Annotated in this window: 20 protein-coding genes; 9 read left to right on the forward strand and 11 right to left on the reverse strand. The window is 63.3% G+C overall.

The window, feature by feature from the left end:
* Positions 1 to 2 precede the first annotated feature (2 nt).
* Entirely contained in the window at positions 3 to 839 is an 837-nt protein-coding gene (locus NKI54_RS08920; protein WP_352691196.1) for a GNAT family N-acetyltransferase, read from the forward strand.
* A 51-nt stretch (positions 840 to 890) separates the two neighbouring features.
* On the opposite strand, the gene NKI54_RS08925 is transcribed toward NKI54_RS08920, so the two are convergent.
* From NKI54_RS08925 to NKI54_RS08950, 6 genes are all read right to left on the reverse strand, one after another.
* The gene (locus tag NKI54_RS08925; RefSeq protein WP_352634466.1) at positions 891 to 1,037 is read right to left on the reverse strand and encodes a hypothetical protein; all 147 of its coding nucleotides are present in this window, start codon (positions 1,035 to 1,037) and stop codon (positions 891 to 893) included.
* 75 nt (positions 1,038 to 1,112) lie between these two features.
* Complete coding sequence (locus NKI54_RS08930; RefSeq protein ID WP_352691198.1) at positions 1,113 to 2,405, reverse strand: NAD(P)/FAD-dependent oxidoreductase; 1,293 nt, start codon at positions 2,403 to 2,405, stop codon at positions 1,113 to 1,115.
* Complete coding sequence (locus NKI54_RS08935; RefSeq protein WP_352691294.1) at positions 2,402 to 3,379, reverse strand: branched-chain amino acid ABC transporter permease; 978 nt, start codon at positions 3,377 to 3,379, stop codon at positions 2,402 to 2,404. Before NKI54_RS08935 ends, NKI54_RS08930 begins: the two co-directional genes overlap by 4 nt.
* Positions 3,376 to 4,284 carry a branched-chain amino acid ABC transporter permease gene (locus tag NKI54_RS08940; protein ID WP_352569309.1) on the reverse strand — a complete coding sequence of 303 codons (909 nt, stop codon included), beginning with the start codon at positions 4,282 to 4,284 and terminating at the stop codon, positions 3,376 to 3,378. Before NKI54_RS08940 ends, NKI54_RS08935 begins: the two co-directional genes overlap by 4 nt.
* Positions 4,281 to 5,030, reverse strand: a complete 750-nt coding sequence (locus NKI54_RS08945) for an ABC transporter ATP-binding protein (RefSeq protein WP_352452381.1) — start codon at positions 5,028 to 5,030, stop codon at positions 4,281 to 4,283. The genes NKI54_RS08940 and NKI54_RS08945 overlap by 4 nt, the downstream gene beginning before the upstream one ends.
* On the reverse strand, positions 5,027 to 5,824 hold the full coding sequence (locus NKI54_RS08950) for an ABC transporter ATP-binding protein (RefSeq protein WP_352569310.1): 798 nt from the start codon (positions 5,822 to 5,824) through the stop codon (positions 5,027 to 5,029). The genes NKI54_RS08945 and NKI54_RS08950 overlap by 4 nt, the downstream gene beginning before the upstream one ends.
* A gap of 126 nt (positions 5,825 to 5,950) precedes the next feature.
* Between NKI54_RS08950 and NKI54_RS08955 the strand changes: the two genes are divergently transcribed.
* The 6 genes from NKI54_RS08955 to NKI54_RS08980 are packed head-to-tail and all read left to right on the forward strand — an operon-like array spanning position 5,951 to position 10,330.
* Positions 5,951 to 6,688 carry a GntR family transcriptional regulator gene (locus NKI54_RS08955; protein WP_352505374.1) on the forward strand — a complete coding sequence of 246 codons (738 nt, stop codon included), beginning with the start codon at positions 5,951 to 5,953 and terminating at the stop codon, positions 6,686 to 6,688.
* Entirely contained in the window at positions 6,685 to 7,173 is a 489-nt protein-coding gene (locus tag NKI54_RS08960) for a DUF3830 family protein (protein ID WP_352691202.1), read from the forward strand. Before NKI54_RS08955 ends, NKI54_RS08960 begins: the two co-directional genes overlap by 4 nt.
* On the forward strand, positions 7,174 to 7,533 hold the full coding sequence (locus NKI54_RS08965; RefSeq protein WP_352569311.1) for a TIGR04076 family protein: 360 nt from the start codon (positions 7,174 to 7,176) through the stop codon (positions 7,531 to 7,533).
* A complete protein-coding gene (locus NKI54_RS08970; RefSeq protein WP_352569312.1) occupies positions 7,530 to 8,585 on the forward strand; it encodes an aldo/keto reductase in 1,056 nt (351 codons plus the stop codon). The genes NKI54_RS08965 and NKI54_RS08970 overlap by 4 nt, the downstream gene beginning before the upstream one ends.
* Positions 8,582 to 9,022: a DUF4440 domain-containing protein gene (locus tag NKI54_RS08975; RefSeq protein WP_352569313.1), complete on the forward strand. Its 441-nt coding sequence runs from the start codon at positions 8,582 to 8,584 to the stop codon at positions 9,020 to 9,022. Before NKI54_RS08970 ends, NKI54_RS08975 begins: the two co-directional genes overlap by 4 nt.
* Positions 9,023 to 9,070: 48 nt before the next feature.
* On the forward strand, positions 9,071 to 10,330 hold the full coding sequence (locus tag NKI54_RS08980) for an ABC transporter substrate-binding protein (RefSeq protein ID WP_352569314.1): 1,260 nt from the start codon (positions 9,071 to 9,073) through the stop codon (positions 10,328 to 10,330).
* Positions 10,331 to 10,405: 75 nt separating this feature from the next.
* On the opposite strand, the gene NKI54_RS08985 is transcribed toward NKI54_RS08980, so the two are convergent.
* The 3 genes from NKI54_RS08985 to NKI54_RS08995 all read right to left on the reverse strand — a co-directional run bounded on the left by NKI54_RS08985 (position 10,406) and on the right by NKI54_RS08995 (position 12,552).
* Positions 10,406 to 11,323, reverse strand: a complete 918-nt coding sequence (locus NKI54_RS08985; protein ID WP_352575528.1) for a sigma-70 family RNA polymerase sigma factor — start codon at positions 11,321 to 11,323, stop codon at positions 10,406 to 10,408.
* Positions 11,324 to 11,333: 10 nt separating this feature from the next.
* On the reverse strand, positions 11,334 to 11,873 hold the full coding sequence (locus NKI54_RS08990) for a dihydrofolate reductase family protein (protein ID WP_023676056.1): 540 nt from the start codon (positions 11,871 to 11,873) through the stop codon (positions 11,334 to 11,336).
* A gap of 139 nt (positions 11,874 to 12,012) precedes the next feature.
* A complete protein-coding gene (locus NKI54_RS08995) occupies positions 12,013 to 12,552 on the reverse strand; it encodes an Lrp/AsnC family transcriptional regulator (protein WP_352455265.1) in 540 nt (179 codons plus the stop codon).
* Positions 12,553 to 12,600: 48 nt separating this feature from the next.
* Here NKI54_RS08995 and NKI54_RS09000 point away from each other — a divergent pair, with 48 nt between their 5' ends.
* Together NKI54_RS09000 and NKI54_RS09005 are read left to right on the forward strand one after the other, a co-directional pair.
* Entirely contained in the window at positions 12,601 to 13,782 is a 1,182-nt protein-coding gene (locus tag NKI54_RS09000) for an MFS transporter (protein ID WP_352569316.1), read from the forward strand.
* 55 nt (positions 13,783 to 13,837) lie between these two features.
* A complete protein-coding gene (locus NKI54_RS09005) occupies positions 13,838 to 14,266 on the forward strand; it encodes a GNAT family N-acetyltransferase (protein ID WP_352590313.1) in 429 nt (142 codons plus the stop codon).
* On the opposite strand, the gene NKI54_RS09010 is transcribed toward NKI54_RS09005, so the two are convergent.
* Complete coding sequence (locus NKI54_RS09010) at positions 14,267 to 15,397, reverse strand: anhydro-N-acetylmuramic acid kinase (RefSeq protein ID WP_352691205.1); 1,131 nt, start codon at positions 15,395 to 15,397, stop codon at positions 14,267 to 14,269.
* Positions 15,394 to 16,404 carry a serine hydrolase domain-containing protein gene (locus NKI54_RS09015; RefSeq protein ID WP_352691207.1) on the reverse strand — a complete coding sequence of 337 codons (1,011 nt, stop codon included), beginning with the start codon at positions 16,402 to 16,404 and terminating at the stop codon, positions 15,394 to 15,396. Before NKI54_RS09015 ends, NKI54_RS09010 begins: the two co-directional genes overlap by 4 nt.
* Positions 16,405 to 16,445: the final 41 nt, after the last annotated feature.

Here is a 16,445-nt window from a genome sequence, read left to right on the forward strand (position 1 = left end):
CAATGCCCCGAACGATCCGAACGCTCGCACGTGAAGAAGTGCAAACCCTTGTCGATTGGGCGGCGGCGGAAGGCTGGAATCCCGGCCTTAACGATGCCGCGCTGTTTCAGGCAGCCGACCCGCAGGGCTTCATCGGCGCCTTTATCGATGGCGAGATGGCGGCGGGCATTTCGGCCGTTGCCTATGGCGACGGTTTCGGCTTCATCGGCCTCTACATCTGCCGGCCGGACAAGCGTGGCCAAGGCCATGGCAAGGTCGTTTGGGATGCCGGCACGGCGCGGCTTGGCAAGCGCACGATCGGCCTCGACGGTGTCGTCGAACAGCAGGCCAACTACCGCAGCATGGGTTTTGCACCGGCCTACCGGACGATCCGGTTCATGGGGTCACCGAATGTCCCGGCAGCCGTCGGCAACGACATTCGCGCCATAGGGCCGGAACTCGTGCCGGACATACTGGACTATGACCGCCGCTTCTTTCCCGGCCCGAGGCGATCCTTCCTGGAACACTGGCTGCGCCCGCCGCATATGGCGCTTGCGATCCTCAAGCACGGCGCCATTGCGGGATACGGCGTCGCGCGCCAATGCCGGGACGGCTGCAAGATCGGCCCGCTCTTTGCCGACAGCCTGGACGCGGCAAGCCATCTCTTCGCCGCGCTCGCGCACATGTCCGGTCCCGGAAACGTCCATCTCGACGTTCCCGAAACCAGCCGGCAATTTGCAGACTTGCTGTCGTCCGCAGGCCTTCAACCGGGCTTCGAGACGGCTCGGATGTACAAGGGAAAGGCGCCGCAGCTCATGCAGTCCGGAGTTTTTGCGATAACGACGTTGGAGTTGGGGTGAGGCGGTACAAGCCGACTTCCAGTGCAAAGTCGGGCAACAGGACTACGCGGTCTATTTTTCCTGAACTGAAATGCCGGAATCGTCGATGCGAAGTTCCACGCCTTTCGGCCTAGTCTCCACGCGATAAACGTAAATCCCCAACGCAATAACGGCGACGGCCAAAGCGCCGATGATGAGATAAAGATAGTTCTGCTTCATCCGCTGTCGTTAACAACATGATTTGAGCGAGTCTAGCGGTTCGGTATCAGGACGGCGGACGGAGACGCACGTCGATCAGCCATCCAGCCGGTCGCGCAGCATGCTCCAGGGGAGCACCATGTTTGGTGCATGCCGCATCAGGCTATGGAACGGGATCGGCGACGGCGGCGCAAACGGCAGCGGCAAATCCTGAGGCTTTGTTCCATCAGCCCAATCCGCAAGCACCTTGCCCATGCTCGTGGTCATGGCGATGCCGCGCCCGTTGCAGGCAAAGCCCGCGATCAGGCCGAGGCCGAGATCGACGAGGTGCGGCAGGAAGTCGGGCTCGACGGCAGCCATCCCCGACCAGCTGTATTCAAGCGGCGGGATGTCCGGGAGATCGAGATGCCCGGCAAGCCGCCGCCAGATCGCCCGCGGCACGCGGGCGTCGGCGCCGGGACCAAAAATATGCATGCCGCCGGTGATCAGCCTGTTTTCGCTGTCGAAGCGGAAGGTGAAGAGATTGCGTCTTGTGTCGCCGACGCCTTGCCCGCCAGGAAGCAGGCGAGTGCGTATTTCGCGCGGCAGCGGCGCTGTCGCGATCTGGAAGATTTTCAGCGGGAAATAGGTTCGCTGCAACGCGCGATCCAGCGCTCCGCCATAGGCGTTGGTGGCGACCAGCACCTTTCCTGCGCGTACCGAACCGGAGGCCGTCTTCAAAGCCCAACCATCGCCTATGTGATCGATCGACGCGACACGCGTATGCTCGAAGATGCGCGCTCCGGCCTTTTCCGCCGCGTCGGCCAATCCGCGCGCATATTCGACCGGATTGAGGACGCCACCCGATCTGTCGATCCAGCCGCCGAGATAACCGCGAACGCCGGTCAGCTCTTCGACCGCCTGTCTATCCAGCGCAACAGCCGGCCTTGCGCGTGGTGCCCATTGTTCGGCGCGCGATCTGGTCTTTTGCAAAGCGGCCGCTGAATGGGCTGGTTGTATCCAGCCGCTCTGGACGGCATCGCATTCGATGGCATGCCGCCTGATCAGGTCGAAGACGAGGTCGGCGCTGCCGGCGGCGAAATCGACAAGGCGTTCGCCGCGTTCGGGCCCGAGCTGGGCAATGATATCGTCGGGGTCTCTTTTCGCGAAATTCGGCACGACGAAGCCGGCATTCCTGCCGGTTGCCCCCCAGGCGATGATTTCCGCCTCGAGGACGGCAACCGAGATGCCTTTCTCGGCACTGTGCAGCGCGGTGGAAAGGCCTGAAAACCCGCCGCCGACAATTGCCAGATCGACATCGAGTGCGCCTTCGAGGGTGGGCCGGTCGCGGCGACTGCGGCTGACGGCATGCCAAAGGGAAACGCCGTGCGGCCGGGTCACAGCGTTCATGAGCCGCTCTCGCTCGAGGCCACGCGTGCACGCTTGCCGAACCTTGGACGCCGCGGCCTGTCGCCAAACAGGCCGTTCGGCCTGACCAGAAGGATGACGCACAGCATCACGCCGATGGCGACGATCTGCAGCGAAGCGGCGCGGGCCTGTTGTTCGGGCGAGAACAACATACTGGTCAAGGCTCCCGATCCGGCCCATATCGCCCAGACCAGGATGCTGCCGATGACGGCGCCGATGTTGCTGCCCGAGCCACCGACGATCAGCATCACCCAGACCTGGAAAGTCAGCGCCGGCAAATAATTGTCCGGCGCGATGAAGCCGGTGAAATGCGCCTGCAGCGCACCGGCAAGCGCCATGATGGCGCCACCGACGGCAAAGGCCTGGACGCGGTAGAACCGTGCGCTTTTGCCTAGGGATATCGCGGCCCGCTCATCCTCGCGAAGCGCCTTCAACACGCGCCCCCACGGGCTGCGCGACAGATGCTCCAGCGCGAGATAGACGATCAGCGTCACCACCGAGACGATCGCAAGGTTCGAAAGGTTGAACAGCAACGGCGTTTCGGCAAGACCGCCGAACGGACGCGGAATGAAGCCGATGCCGAACGGCCCGCCGGTCAGCTTCTGGGCATTGAGCGCTACCAGTTGCACGACGACGGCGACGCCGAAAGTAGTGATCGCCAGATAGTCCGATCTCAGACGTAGCGTGGCAATGCCGGTGATGGCGGCGGCGACGCCGCCCAACAGCATGGCGCCAAGCCAGCCGATAAGGATCGGCAGGTCGAAGCCGCCCAGGCGCGCGGCATCGTCGGGCGTGGTCAGCAGCGCCGAGGTGTAGGCGCCGATGGCAACGAAGCCGGCGACCCCGACATTGAAAAGCCCGGTCAGCCCCCATTGCAGATTGAGCCCGAGCGTGATGAGCGAAAAAATCAGCGCGGTGGTCAGGAAAGAGGCGCCGTAGCCGAGCAGATCCATCAGCGTTCCCTCACTCCGAAAAGGCCGATGGGCCGCACGAACAGCACCGCCATCAGGATGATGAACGAGACGGCTGCCCGCCATTCGGCGCCGATCAGCTGCACCGCGCCGGCTTCGGCCATGCCGATGATCAGGCCGCCGAGAACGGCGCCGGGCACGCTGCCGATGCCGCCGAGGATGGCGGCCGCAAACATCGGCAGCAGCATCTCGAAACCCATGAACGGGCGGATCTGGATGAGAATGCCGATCATGACGCCGGCGACGCAGGCCAGCGCGCCACCGATGATCCAGGTGACGCGCACCACCCTGGCGACGTCGATGCCGACGATGCGGGCAAGTGCCGCGTTCTGGCTCAATGCCTGCATCGAGCGGCCGGTCTGGGTCCGCGTCATCAGGAGATGCACGCCGAGCACCAGCACGGCGGTCAGCAACAGCAGCGCGATCTGGTCCGGGGTGATGCGGATGCCGAAACCTATCGGCATGGCGATCTGGATCGCCCGGCTGAAATAGGTCGGACGCGAGGTGAAGATGAATTCGAGCAGGCTTCTCAGCGCCATCGAGGCGCCGAAGCTCGCCATCACCACGATGATCGCCTGACCCTTGGCCCGTAGCCGCGCGAACAGCACGATGTCGAGCGCCAGCGCCAGCAGGCCGGTGGCCGCCATGCCGATGATGAGCGCGACGATCAGCGGCCAACCGAAGGAGAGGGGCGCGATCGGCGCGATCTTGCCGAAAATCGCGCCAATGGCGCCAACCACGGCGAGCGTCGCATAGGCGCCCCAGGCCATGAAGTCGCCATGGGCGAAGTTCGAGAAGCGCAGGATCGAATAGGTGAGTGTCACGCCGATGGCGCCGAGGCCGATCATCGACCCTGCCAGCAGTCCGTCGACGACGAATTGCAGGTTCATGCCGCGCTTCCTTGTCCAAGGTCGAGGCGGCGCTGGCCAAGATAGAGTTCAGCGACGACCGGGTCGTTCCAGAGCTCGGAGGCGACGCCCTGGTGCCGCTCCTTGCCCTCGACCAGCACGTAGGCGCGGTCTCCAATGGCAAGCGCTGCCTTGGCGTTCTGTTCGACCAGCAGAATGGTGACGCCGGACTTTCGGATGCCGGCCAGCATCTCGAACACCATCGCCACGAATTTCGGCGACAGGCCGGCCGACGGCTCGTCGAGCACCAGCACCTTGGGATGGACGATCAACGCCCGGGCGACGGCCAGCATCTGCCGCTGTCCACCCGACAGATTGCCCGCGGCCGTTCTGCGCTGACGGGCGAGATCGGGAAAGGCCGCATACATTTCCTCGATGCGGGCTGGGACCTCGCGCGGCCTCAGGATGCCGCAGGCGACCCTGAGATTGTCCTCGACCGACATCAGCGGGAAGATGTTCTCTGTCTGTGGCACGAAGGCAAGGCCAAGGCGGACCATGATGTGAGCGGGCGACGCCGTGATATCCTTGCCGTCCAGCAGCACCGTGCCGCCGGTGATCGGGACAAGGCCGGCTATGGCCTTGATAAGGCTCGACTTGCCGGCGCCGTTGGGACCGAGAACGACGACGATCTCGCCCTGGTCGACGGTGATCGAAGCGCCGCGCACGATCGGAACGCCAGGCTCGTAGCCGGCTTCGAGATCGCGGACATCGAGTACCTTTTGGCTCATGCCGTGCCTCCGAGGTAGGCCTCGATGACGCGCGGATCGCGCGCCACCTCCTCCGGGGTGCCTTCGCACAGAAGCTGGCCGCTCGCCATGACCAGCACGCGGTGGCAAAGCCGCGTCACCATGTCGATATTGTGCTCGATCAGCAGGAAGGTGATGCCGCGCGCATTGATGTCGCGGATGCGGTCGATAATGACCTCGAGCAGGGTTGCGTTGACCCCGGCCGCCGGCTCGTCGAGCAGGATGATCGCCGGGTCGGCCATCATCACGCGGGCCAACTCGAGCAGCTTGCGCTGGCCGCCTGAAAGCACGCGCGCAGGTTCGTGCGCGAGGTGAGCGATCGTGACGAGCTCGAGCAGTTCGACGGCTCTTGTCTCGGCAGCCCTTTCTTCGGCAGCGACCCGCCGGGGCGTCAGGAAATTGGCGAGCAGTTTTTCTCCGGCCTGCCCTTGCGCGGCCAGCATGACGTTTTCGATCAGCGTCAGGTTAGGCAAGGGCCGGGGGATCTGGAACGTGCGGCCAAGGCCGCGGCCAATGCGGCGATGGGCAGCTTCCCCCGACACCGATACGCCGTTGAGGAGGATTTCGCCGCTGGTCGGCAGAATGCTGCCGGCGAGCAGGTCGAACATCGTGGTCTTGCCGGCGCCGTTCGGGCCGATAAGGCCAAGTATTTCGCTCGGCCGGACGTCGAACGAGACATTGTTGACCGCGACCAGGCCGCCGAAGCGTCTGAGGACGTTCCTGGCCGTGAGGACCGGCGTACGGATCTCCTCCTGCCGTTCCGTCGTGTCGCTCATCAATTCCTCTGGCCGAAAAGCGACCTTCATCGCCTATGATTTGATTTGTGATCACGCTTGCTTTGATCACGCTATTCGGCTTTAATTTCTTCCGCAAGCCGAAAACGGCCAAGACCGGGATTGCCTATGCAGAAGGCCGCCATCGAAAAGAACAATGAGATGATCGCAGCCCAGCTTACGCCGGTCGGCCGCGAGACCGTGCAGGATCGCGTCTATTCGGAGCTGCGCCGCGCCTTGATCGGCGGCCTTTTCGAGCCGAGCCAGGTTCTGACCATCCGCGGCCTCGCCGACGCGCTGGTCACCAGCACCATGCCGGTGCGCGAGGCGCTCGGACGGTTGATCACCGAGAAGGCACTGGAAGCGCTTCCCAACCGTTCGGTGCGCGTGCCGCCGATCACGCTGGAGCGCATCGACGACCTCTTGCGCGCTCGTTCTCTGATCGAGGGCGAAGCGATCGCGCTGGCTGCCACGCGCATGAACCCGCGCCAGATCGCTTCGGTCGAAGCCATGCTCGGCGAGTGGGACGAGATGCGGGCGCTGAAGCACAAGAAGGATATCGACCGCGAGGCCACGCTCAACCAGAGCTTCCATTTCGAGATCTACCGTTGCTGCGGTTCCGCCGTGCTGATCCCGATGATCGAGAGCCTGTGGTTGCAATCCGGGCCTTGCATCCGCGTTGCCATTTACGCCTTCTCCGACGCCGGCGAGGTCGATACGGCCCACTACCACCGCAGCATCGTCGCAGCGCTTTCCAGGCAGGATGCGCAAGCGGCGCGCGAGGCGCTGGTGGCCGACATCAGCCGGCCCTTCGCCTTTCTGCGCGACAAGCTCCAATCCACAAGCAAGGAAGGATTGAGGGCATGACGGTGCCTGGCATCAACATCACCGAGCCACACTCGATGCTTTCCGTGACCGCGCTGCTGTTGCCTGAAAAGGCGCCCGACAACGCTGCCTTCCTGCTGGCGTATCTCGAGCAGCCGCGCGTCGTTGCCGGCATCCATGCTATGTGGACGGGGCCGGAAATCTCCTGCCCGGTTCCATCAGCCGAACTTGAGGGCCAAACCTATGCCAGGCCCTTGCCGGCGGAGAACGCAACGCTGACGCCGCAGCCGGGCGACATCGTGTTGTCCTACGTGCCGCCGCGCATGTGGGGCGGCAACCCGAATGCCCTCTTTGACGTCGGCCTGTTCTACGGAGCGGGTGCACGCCTGCTGTTCCCGATCGGCTGGCTTGCCGGAAGCGTCGTCGCGCAGGTGGTGCCTGAGGATCGCGATAAATTCGCAGCCGCTTGTGGCGTGATCCGCCGCAACGGTGCCTGCGACATCACCTTCACCCGGGTGGAGATCTGAATGGCTGAGACCGACGACAGTTTCGAACTCTTCGACCTTCGCGTCGAGGCGGTTATCCCCGAGGGCAAGCCGATCTATTGCGGCGCCAAGCCCGGCGACTATTTCGAGTTGAAGGGCGAGATGCTGTCGATGCCGGCGGGGCAAGGTTTCTCGATCTATTCCATTGCGGCAGTGTTGCCGCTTCTGGCCGCAAAGCAGCGCCCGACCCACAGGAACGACTGGATGACGTCGGACGCCGAGATCGCTTGTCCGGATCCCAATTGTGCCAGCCGGCTCCGGATCGTCAGGACCGGCAAGCGGCGGTTCAGCCATGCCGAAACGACGACGGTGCCGCTGCCGAAGGAGAATGACCGGAGATGACCGCCAAGGCTTTCGAGCTCAGCCCCGGCTATACGATCTCGCGCGTTATTCGCGGCGGCTGGCAGCTTGCCGGCGGGCACGGCGCGATCGACCGCCAACAGGCGGTAACTGACCTGATCGCCACCTTCGACGCCGGCATCAGGACCTATGATTGCGCCGATATCTATGCCGGTGTCGAAGAGCTGATCGGCGCGGCGCGCCTGCGCCTTGCCAATGAGCGTGGCCTCGACGCTGCCACCAAAATGAAGGTGCACACCAAGCTGGTGCCTGACCTGGAAAGGCTTTCCAATATCAGCCGCGACTACATCAGAGGCATCGTCGAGCAGTCGCTGCGGCGGCTGAAGACCGAGCGGCTCGATCTCGTGCAGTTCCACTGGTGGGACTGTGCGCTGCCCGGCTACGTCGAAGCGATGGGCTGGCTCAACGAAATCCGCAGGGAAGGCAAGGTGCGCAACATCGGCACCACGAACTTCGACACGCCGCGGTTGGCCGAGATCCTGGCCGCCGGTGTGCCGCTGGTCAGCCAGCAATTGCAATACTCGGTGCTCGACCAGCGGCCAGCCAACAGCCTTGCAGCGCTCGCCAGCCGGCACGGCGTCAGTTTCCTCTGCTACGGTTCGGTGGCGGGCGGCTTCCTCAGCGAAAAATGGCTTGGCGCTGCCGAGCCGCAGACGCCGCTCGAAAACCGATCGCTGGTCAAATACAAGCTGATCATTGACGACTTTGGTGGCTGGGAGCTTTTCCAGGAGTTGCTTCGCATACTGAAGGCCGTCGCCGACCGCCACGGCGTCGATATCGCCACCATCGCCAGCGCCTGGGTGCTGGAGCAGCCGCAAGTGGCGGCCGTCATCGTCGGCGCCCGCAACCAGGCGTACGCCCTTGCCAATGCCAGAATCATGGACGTCGCGCTCGATGCCGACGACCGGGCGAGGATCGCTGCCGTGATCGCGCAAAGCCGTGGGCCGCTGGGCGACGTCTACACATTGGAACGCGACCGTCACGGCCGCCACGGCTCGATCATGCATTACAATTTGAATGCAGGCAGGAAATGAACGCGGCCACGGACGAAAAACCTTCCTTGCTTTCCCGCGCCAGCGCCGAGGTGGTCGATCTCCACCGCTTCTTCGTCGACTGGTTCAATGCGGCGAGTGCGGACAATGCAGATTTCAACCGGTTCGAAAGCGTCATGGGCGAAGGCTTCCAGATGGTTGCGCCGGACGGTCAGGTCCTCGATCGTGACGCGGTGCTTGACCATGTCAGGGCAAGCCGCGCCACCTCGGATGGCGATTTCAGTATCTCGATCGAGGATATCCGGGCCGGCTGGCAGGCAGGCGACACGATCGTCGTCTGCTACATCGAAACGCAGCAGCGGGCCGGCAAACATAGCCGCCGCCGCTCGAGTGCCGTTTTCACCACCAGTTCATCGGCGCCCAACGGCGTCGAATGGCGACATCTGCATGAAACCTGGCTGCAGATGCCGGAAGGCTGAACAGGCTCAAGACATCAATGAGAGTCGTGTAACAAAAGGGGAACAACAATGAAAAAGACCATACTTCAGATCACCACCGCGCTCGCACTGCTGACAGCGGCCGGCGCAGCGCAAGCCGCCGATTGCAAGATCACCGTCGGCCTCGTCATGGAACTGACAGGCCCGGCCGGCGAGTACGGCCAGGCCGGCGCCAAATCGGTCGAGATGGCCTTCCGCGACATCAACGATGCGGGCGGCGTCCGCGGCTGCGATCTCGCGACCGACACGCGCGACAGCCAGAGCCAGGGCAACATTGCGGTCGACGCCGCGACGCAGCTCGTGCAGGTCAAGAAGGTGCCGGTGATCATCGGCGGCATCATCTCCTCGGTGTCGATCCCGATCCTGACCTCGGTCACCGCTCCGGCCAAGATAGTCCAGGTGTCGCCTGCTTCCTCGTCGCCGACGCTGACGGCGCTCGGGCGCGACGGCAAGACCAACGGCATCTTCTTCCGCACCATCACATCTGATGCGCTGCAGGGCGTCGCTGCCGCCAAATATGCCATCGACAAAGGCTTCAAGAAGCTGTCGGTCATCCACGTCAACAACGATTTCGGCGTCAACATGGTGGCGGAATTTTCGCGCGCCTATAAGGCACTCGGCGGCACCATCGTCTCCGACACGCCCTACAATGAAAAGCAGTCGAGCTATGCCTCGGAGGTAACCGCGGCCATGGCCGGCGAACCGGACGGGCTTTACCTCGTCAGCACGCCTGTCGACGGCGCAACCATCGCCCGTACCTGGATTTCTCAGGGCGGTGTCCAGAAATTCCTGCTCAATGACGGCATGAACAGCCCGGACTTCATCGAATCCGTTGGCGCGGATTACCTGAAGGATGCGTACGGCACTTCCTCCGGCACCAGCCCGACCGCATCGACCGAGTATTTCACCAAGAACTACAAGGAATTTTCGGGCATCGAACCGTCGAACCCGGCGGCCGACCGGTCGTATGATGCCGGCGCCATCGTCGGCTTGGCCATCGCCATTGCCGGCTCCGAGGATCCGGCCAAGATCAAGGAGGCTATGTACAAGGCGGTCGACCCGGCCGGCACGCCGATCTATGCCGGCAAGGACGAGTTCGCCAAGGCCCTCGGCCTGATCAAGGATGGCAAGCCGATCCGTTACGAAGGCGTCATCGGCCCGGTTGCCTTCGACAAATACGGCGACATCACCGGCCCGTTCCGCCTCTGGAAGATCGTCGATGGCAAGGTGACGACCGACGGCGAAATGACCACGGATGACGTCAACGCCCTGCAGGCGAAGCTTCAGTAAGCCGCCTATGTCTTGTTCGGCATCGATCCCATTCCATTGAGGTTGATGCCGGACACTTGCATGTCCTGTTGCTGGTTAGGCCGGCCTGGAAACGACCACCGCACCAGCCGCCGGCATGATCCAAGGGCAGGCATAGTAATCGGCGATGCGATTTATGGTCCCGCCGGCGGCTTCGATCCGAACTGGATGGGCCGGCTTCCAACCGTTTTCGCCATGGTGGAGCACGAGCAGCACCGCCTGGCCATCGATCTCGCCAACCGCCATTTTCCAGGTCGTCGAGGCTCTTTCATATTCAACGAAGTAAGGTGATTCCGACAGCCTGCCCTTGAAGCAATCCGCGACACGCAATTGTGCGTCGGCGCTGGTCAACGCCCGTACCCCATCCCAGTCGCGGCGGTTGAACAGTTCGACATAGCGGCTGAGCAATTCCAGGAGTTCCGGATCGCGTTGGGGCTCCGAACGGACGATTGGCTCGCCTGACAAGGCGGCCAATTTCGAACGGCCACGGCTCAACGCAGCCTTGACGCCGCCCACAGTCGAGCCGACGAGGTCGGCGATCTCTTCCAGCGAATAGTCGAAGACGTCCTTGAGCAGGACGCAGGCGCGTTCTTTGGGCGGCAGGTGGATCACCAGCCGTTCGATCGCGCGATCCGCGCCCTGGCCCGCCGGCTCGACCGGCAGGATGATCTCGTCTTCGGCGAAATTGGCCTCCGCATGCTGACGCACCTGCCGGCTTCGCAGAAAATCGATGCAGCGATTATGTGCAATGCGAAACAGCCAGGGGCCAAGAGCACTCGCATCGTCCAGCTTCTCGATCTTCCGATAGGCCTCGAACAGCGCCTCTTGCATCACGTCTTCGGCGTCGAGCGTTGAACCGGTCATGCGTGCACAGTAGCGGTGCAGCCGTCCACGCAAATGCGCGACTGTCTCCAGAAAACCGGCGTAGCGGACGTCGAAAAGCCCGGTCGGGTCAAGTCTTGGCTGCATCTTCATGGCATACGGATCATAGCGGGACATAGGTCAACGTAATGACGCCGTTCTTGAAACGGTGGGTATCTATAAGCTCCAGTCTGACCAGGGACGGGTCGACATCCTGGAAAGCGCGTTTGCCATGGCCGACGCGGGTCGGCACGATCGAGAGCTGATACTCGTCGACAAGCCTGTTGGCGAGCAGCGTCTGGTCGAGATTGCTCACTCCGTACTTCAAAATGTTGCCGCCGGCCTGCTGCTTGATCCTGGCAATTTCGGCAGCGATGTCGCCTTCGATCAGCGACGCGTTCCAGCTCACTTCCTTGAGGCTGCGCGACGCGACGAGCTTCTTCAGCCCGTTCATGCGATCCATGTACTTGCTGCCTTTGACCTGCGGCCAACGCGCCGAAAACATTTCGTAGGTGACGCGGCCGAGCAGGAAAAAATCCGCCTCGCCGGCCTTTTCATAGGAGTGTTCCTTCATCTCCTCGTCGAAGAACGGTGACGCCCATTCCATTGGTGCTTCGATGACGCCGTCCAGCGAAATGAAGCTGCCCACGATCAATTTTCTCATCGCGTGTCTCCGGTTGCGCAACAGGCATCCCGTCGGATCCAAGAACCGGCGCAAACGAACCGGCCGGACGGATGACCACAGGATGCAGTGCCTAAGACGTTTCCGGTTCGACTTTGGATACGCGTGAGAATCGTTTGAGCTAATAAAGCGGCTTGGCCATATGCCGGGGGGTCGGCCATTCCGTCGTTATCCCCGGCTGCACCGGCCGCTCGAGATAGGTCGACAGGACCACATAGCTTCGCGTCGAGGTGACGCCAGGCGTTTCGTAGAGGCGCGACAGCAGGCCCTCGAGCGCCCGCGTGTCCTCGGTGCGGACCTTGATCAGCATGCATGTGTCGCCGGCCACCGAATGGATCTCCTCGACTTCGGGGTGTTCGGAGATTGCCATCAGCTCCGGCGTCTTTCCCCACCCCTTTGTGTCGATATGGACAAAGGCAAGCAGCGGCTTGTGCACCGCCTTGGGATCGATGATGACCGCGGTGTTGCGGATGGCGCCGCTGCGCCGGAGGCGCTTGACGCGTTCATGGGCTGCCGGCGGTGAAAGGCCGACGCGGTCGCCGAGCTCGGCATAGCTGATCGTGGCGTCGTCGACCAGAACGCCTAATATTTTTCGATCGGTTGCATCGATATCGCGGGCGGCGGGCCTGTTCTGCGGAATGCCATCTGTTTCTTCATTCATATTAAAATTCCCGATTGATGCAGAATTTAATACGGCCATTATTGCCATATGTCGAACACTGATCAAGTCGCCACATTCGCAGCGGCCCCCAAGCCGCCAATCCCGGCACTCGCTTACGTGCTGACGGGGTGCATTGCCGTGATCGGCTCGAACTCGCTGGTGCTCGGTCCGATCGCGCCGGCGGTGGCCGCGTCCTTCGGCACAAGCGTGCCGGCGGTCATGATCGCGTCGGCCGCGTTCGGGCTCGGGACGTCGGCAAGCGCCTTGTTCCTGGCGCGCTATATCGATCGGCTTGGCGCCCGCCGCATGCTGCAAGGGGCGTTGCTGCTGCTGGCGATAGCGCTCGTCGCCAGCGCCGCTGCGCCGACCGTGACGGCGCTGGTCGCGGCCCAGCTTCTCGCCGGCATCGCTGCAGGTGTCGCCATGCCGGCAATCTATGCCAGCTCCGCCGCGATTGCACCGCCCGGCCGCGAAAGCGGCACCATAGGCGTCGTGCTGACCGGCTGGACGCTGAGCATGGTCGCCGGCGTTTCGCTGTCGGCCGTACTTGCCGATCTGGTACATTGGCGCGCCGTTTTCGCGGCGGTCGCGGTGCTCGCAGCACTCGCATTGGCCAGCCTGTCTCTGACGTCGCTCAGCGATGTCAGGAAGAGCGGTCCGGCGCCGACGCCGCTGGGCGCCTTGAGCGTTCCGGGCATCGTGCCGCTTCTGGTTGCCTGCGCCGCCTTCATGACCGCGTTCTACGGCATCTACGGCTATCTTGGCGATCACCTTCACAACGGCTTGGGACGGCCGGTCAGTGCCAATGGGCTTGCCGCGCTCGCCTATGGCGCCGGCTTCGGCGCGGCGGCACTTCTTGACGGCGTTATCGACCGCTTAGGCGCGCGGCGTGTCATGCCATTTGCCTATCTGCTTGTCGCGGTCGTCTATGTAGTGATTGCCGCGGCAAGCAGTAGTTTTCATCTGACCATAGCGGTGATAGCCCTCTGGGGCCTTGCCAATCATTTCGGGCTGAACGTCCTGGTGATGCGCCTGTCGGCGCTCGACCCTGCGCGTCGCGGCACGATCATGGGTTTGAACAGCGCGGTGACCTATCTTGCGGTGTTCGTAGGCACCACGGCGTTCGGACCGCTCTATTCCACGTTCGGTTTTGCAGCATCGGCGGTGATTGCAGCTTTGCTCATGCTAATCGCTGCTGCGGCAGCGGCGTGGCGTTCGCCGAAGCTATAGCTATAGCGCAGCAAGGCTTGCTTCTCGGTCCCGTCCTTCGATAGATGCTTGGTGGATGGACAATACAACGCTTGAGACAACCGCCGATCCCTTGCCGCACGAGCTGGCTTTTCTCGGAGAGCGGCTTGCGGCGTTCAACGACAGTGATGTCGGCGCCTCCGGCAGGAAGGCATTGGCCGTGTTCGTGCGCGATGAGCATGGCGCTATTGTCGCCGGCATCTCGGGATATACAGCCTGGGGCTGGCTCTATGTGCAATGGCTCTGGGTCGATGAAAAACTGCGCGGTCACCGCATGGCCGGCAGGATGCTCGAGGCGGCCGAGAGGGAGGCGATCGCGCGCGACTGTCACGGCGCCTGGATCGACACGTTCAATCCCAAGGCCGCCAAGGCCTATGAGCGCCAGGGCTATCAGCCCTTCGGCGTGCTCGCCGATTTCCCCATTGGCCGCAGCCGTATCTTCCTGCAGAAGAAATTGTTGGCTTAGTTAGCCGGCAAGGCGTCCGCCGCGCATCGGCTGGGGCACGCCGGTCGTACTGGGGAAGCTGATCGGCAAGCCTCTGAGCACGCGCACTGCCAGGAACGCAAAACACTCCGCCTCCACCGCATCGCCCTTCCAGCCAAGCGCCTCGGCCGGAACCGCTTCGACGCCAGCGCGGCTGGCAAGCATGGCCATGATCGTTGGGTTGTGTCGACCGCCACCGCTGACCACCAGCCGCTTCGGCCGGCGCGGCAGAAGATCGAGCGCCTTGCCGACGGCGGCCGCGGTGAAGGCCGTCAGCAGGGCTGCGCCATCCTCGGCGTTTATTCCGTCCGCCATCGAGGCGCCGAAATCGAAACGGTCCAGCGATTTCGGGTAGGGTTTGGTCAAATACGGATGCTGCAGGAGCTTGGCCAGCCGTGCCTCGTCGACCGTGCCGGCGCGGGCAAGGGCGCCGTCGCGGTCCATTTCGCCAAGACCCTTCGATTTGATGAAGTCGTTCAGCGGTGCGTTGGCAGGCCCGGTGTCGAAGGCAACAACATTGTCCTTGCCGTCCCACCAGGTGATGTTGGCGACGCCGCCGAGATTGAGCACCGCCGTGTCGCCGGTGGCGTCGGCTTCGCGCAGCAGCGCGGCGTGATAGGCGGCCGACAGCGGCGCGCCCTGGCCGCCGGCGCGCATGTCGGCCGAGCGGAAGTCATAGGCGACCCTGGTGCCCAGGATGGCATGCATCAGCTCGCCGTCGCCGAGCTGGCGGGTCTGGCCCAGTCGGCCCACCTGCGGGGCACGGTGCAGCACGGTCTGGCCATGGAAGCCGACGACGCCGATATCGGCCATGGTCAGACCGTGACTTTCGACAAGATCCTTGACCGCGGCGGATTGGGCGCGCGTCAGCGCCTCCTCTGCCTCGTGGAAGATTGCCGGTTCCGGCCCTGTGAAATTCCAGCTCCTTGCCTGGCGCAACGTCTCTTCCAGCAAGGCCCGGATCGACTGCGGGTAGGGGGCCAGCGTGTAGATGCCGAAGTCGTCAATCCGTTCGCCGTCGGTCTTGATCAGCGCGACATCGATATTGCCGTCCAGCACGGTGCCGGTCATCAGGCCGACGGCCCACATGGGTTCGCCATTTTTCGCAATCATGGTTGTCGGGCTCCGTTGACGAGATCGCCGACCGCTTGGCGAAGCGCTGCGATCCCGCTGTTGAAATGACGTGTCGGATGGATCCGGTTGGTGAGCAAGCTCCAGGCTCTGCCTTTGTCGAAGTCGACCCAAAGCCCGACACCGGTAAAGCCGGTATGACCGATGGTTTCGGGGCTGCATAACCGGCCGCCGGACCAGCCTTCGTAGGGTCGCTCCCAGCCATGGGTACGGGTCGCCGACAAGGGCGTGCGCATTAGCGCGATCGAACGCTGCGACGCGCCGGTCCCGTCCAGCAGCCCTTGCGCAAAGTCGAGGACCGAAGCCGCCGTTCCGAACAGGCCGGCGTGACCGGCACCTTGCAAGGCCGAGCAATTGTCGTCGTGGACTTCGCCGCAGAGCACGCGATGGCGCCATGTGCAGTCTTCGGTCGCCGCCGCTTGATCCGGTTCGGCGGAGAACGCGAAGCCCGGACCGGGATCTATGTCGCGAATGGTCTTGCCAGACAGGCGCTCCAGGACGAAGCCGAGCAGGATGAAGTTGATATCGGAATAGACCGGCTCGCCAGCCTGCCATTCGCGCTGCAGGATGAAGGCGCGCAGCAGCTCGGGATCTCGGCCATAGGTGTAGACTGGAGCAACGGCGGGAAACGGTGTCTGATGGCCGAGACACTGGCGAAACGTTACGTTCCGTTCCCAGGCTTTTTCGTCATATTGGCGAAGGTCGGGCAGGACGGAAATCAGCGGCGCGTCGAGGTCGATGACGCCTTCTTCCGCCAGTGCCAGGATACGCGACGTGGTGAAGATGACTTTGGTCAGGGATGCCAGGTCGAACCATGTCCCGACATGCATCGGCCGTATCTTGGGCACGACTTGGGCTGAGCCGATTGCCCGGACGATGCGTTCGCCGTCCCCGTCAACTATGCCGAGCACGCCGCCCGGAATGCGCGATGCGGCCACGGCCGCTTCGAGCGGGGCGAATGCGCGGGAGAAGAGATCATGGTCGATCAACTACGCCTCCGTTCGGAAGGCAGCGATGGGGCTGTCCCTCC

It is taken from the genome of Mesorhizobium sp. M0663 (assembly GCF_040320585.1).
In the GTDB taxonomy this organism is placed as follows: Bacteria; Pseudomonadota; Alphaproteobacteria; order Rhizobiales; family Rhizobiaceae; genus Mesorhizobium.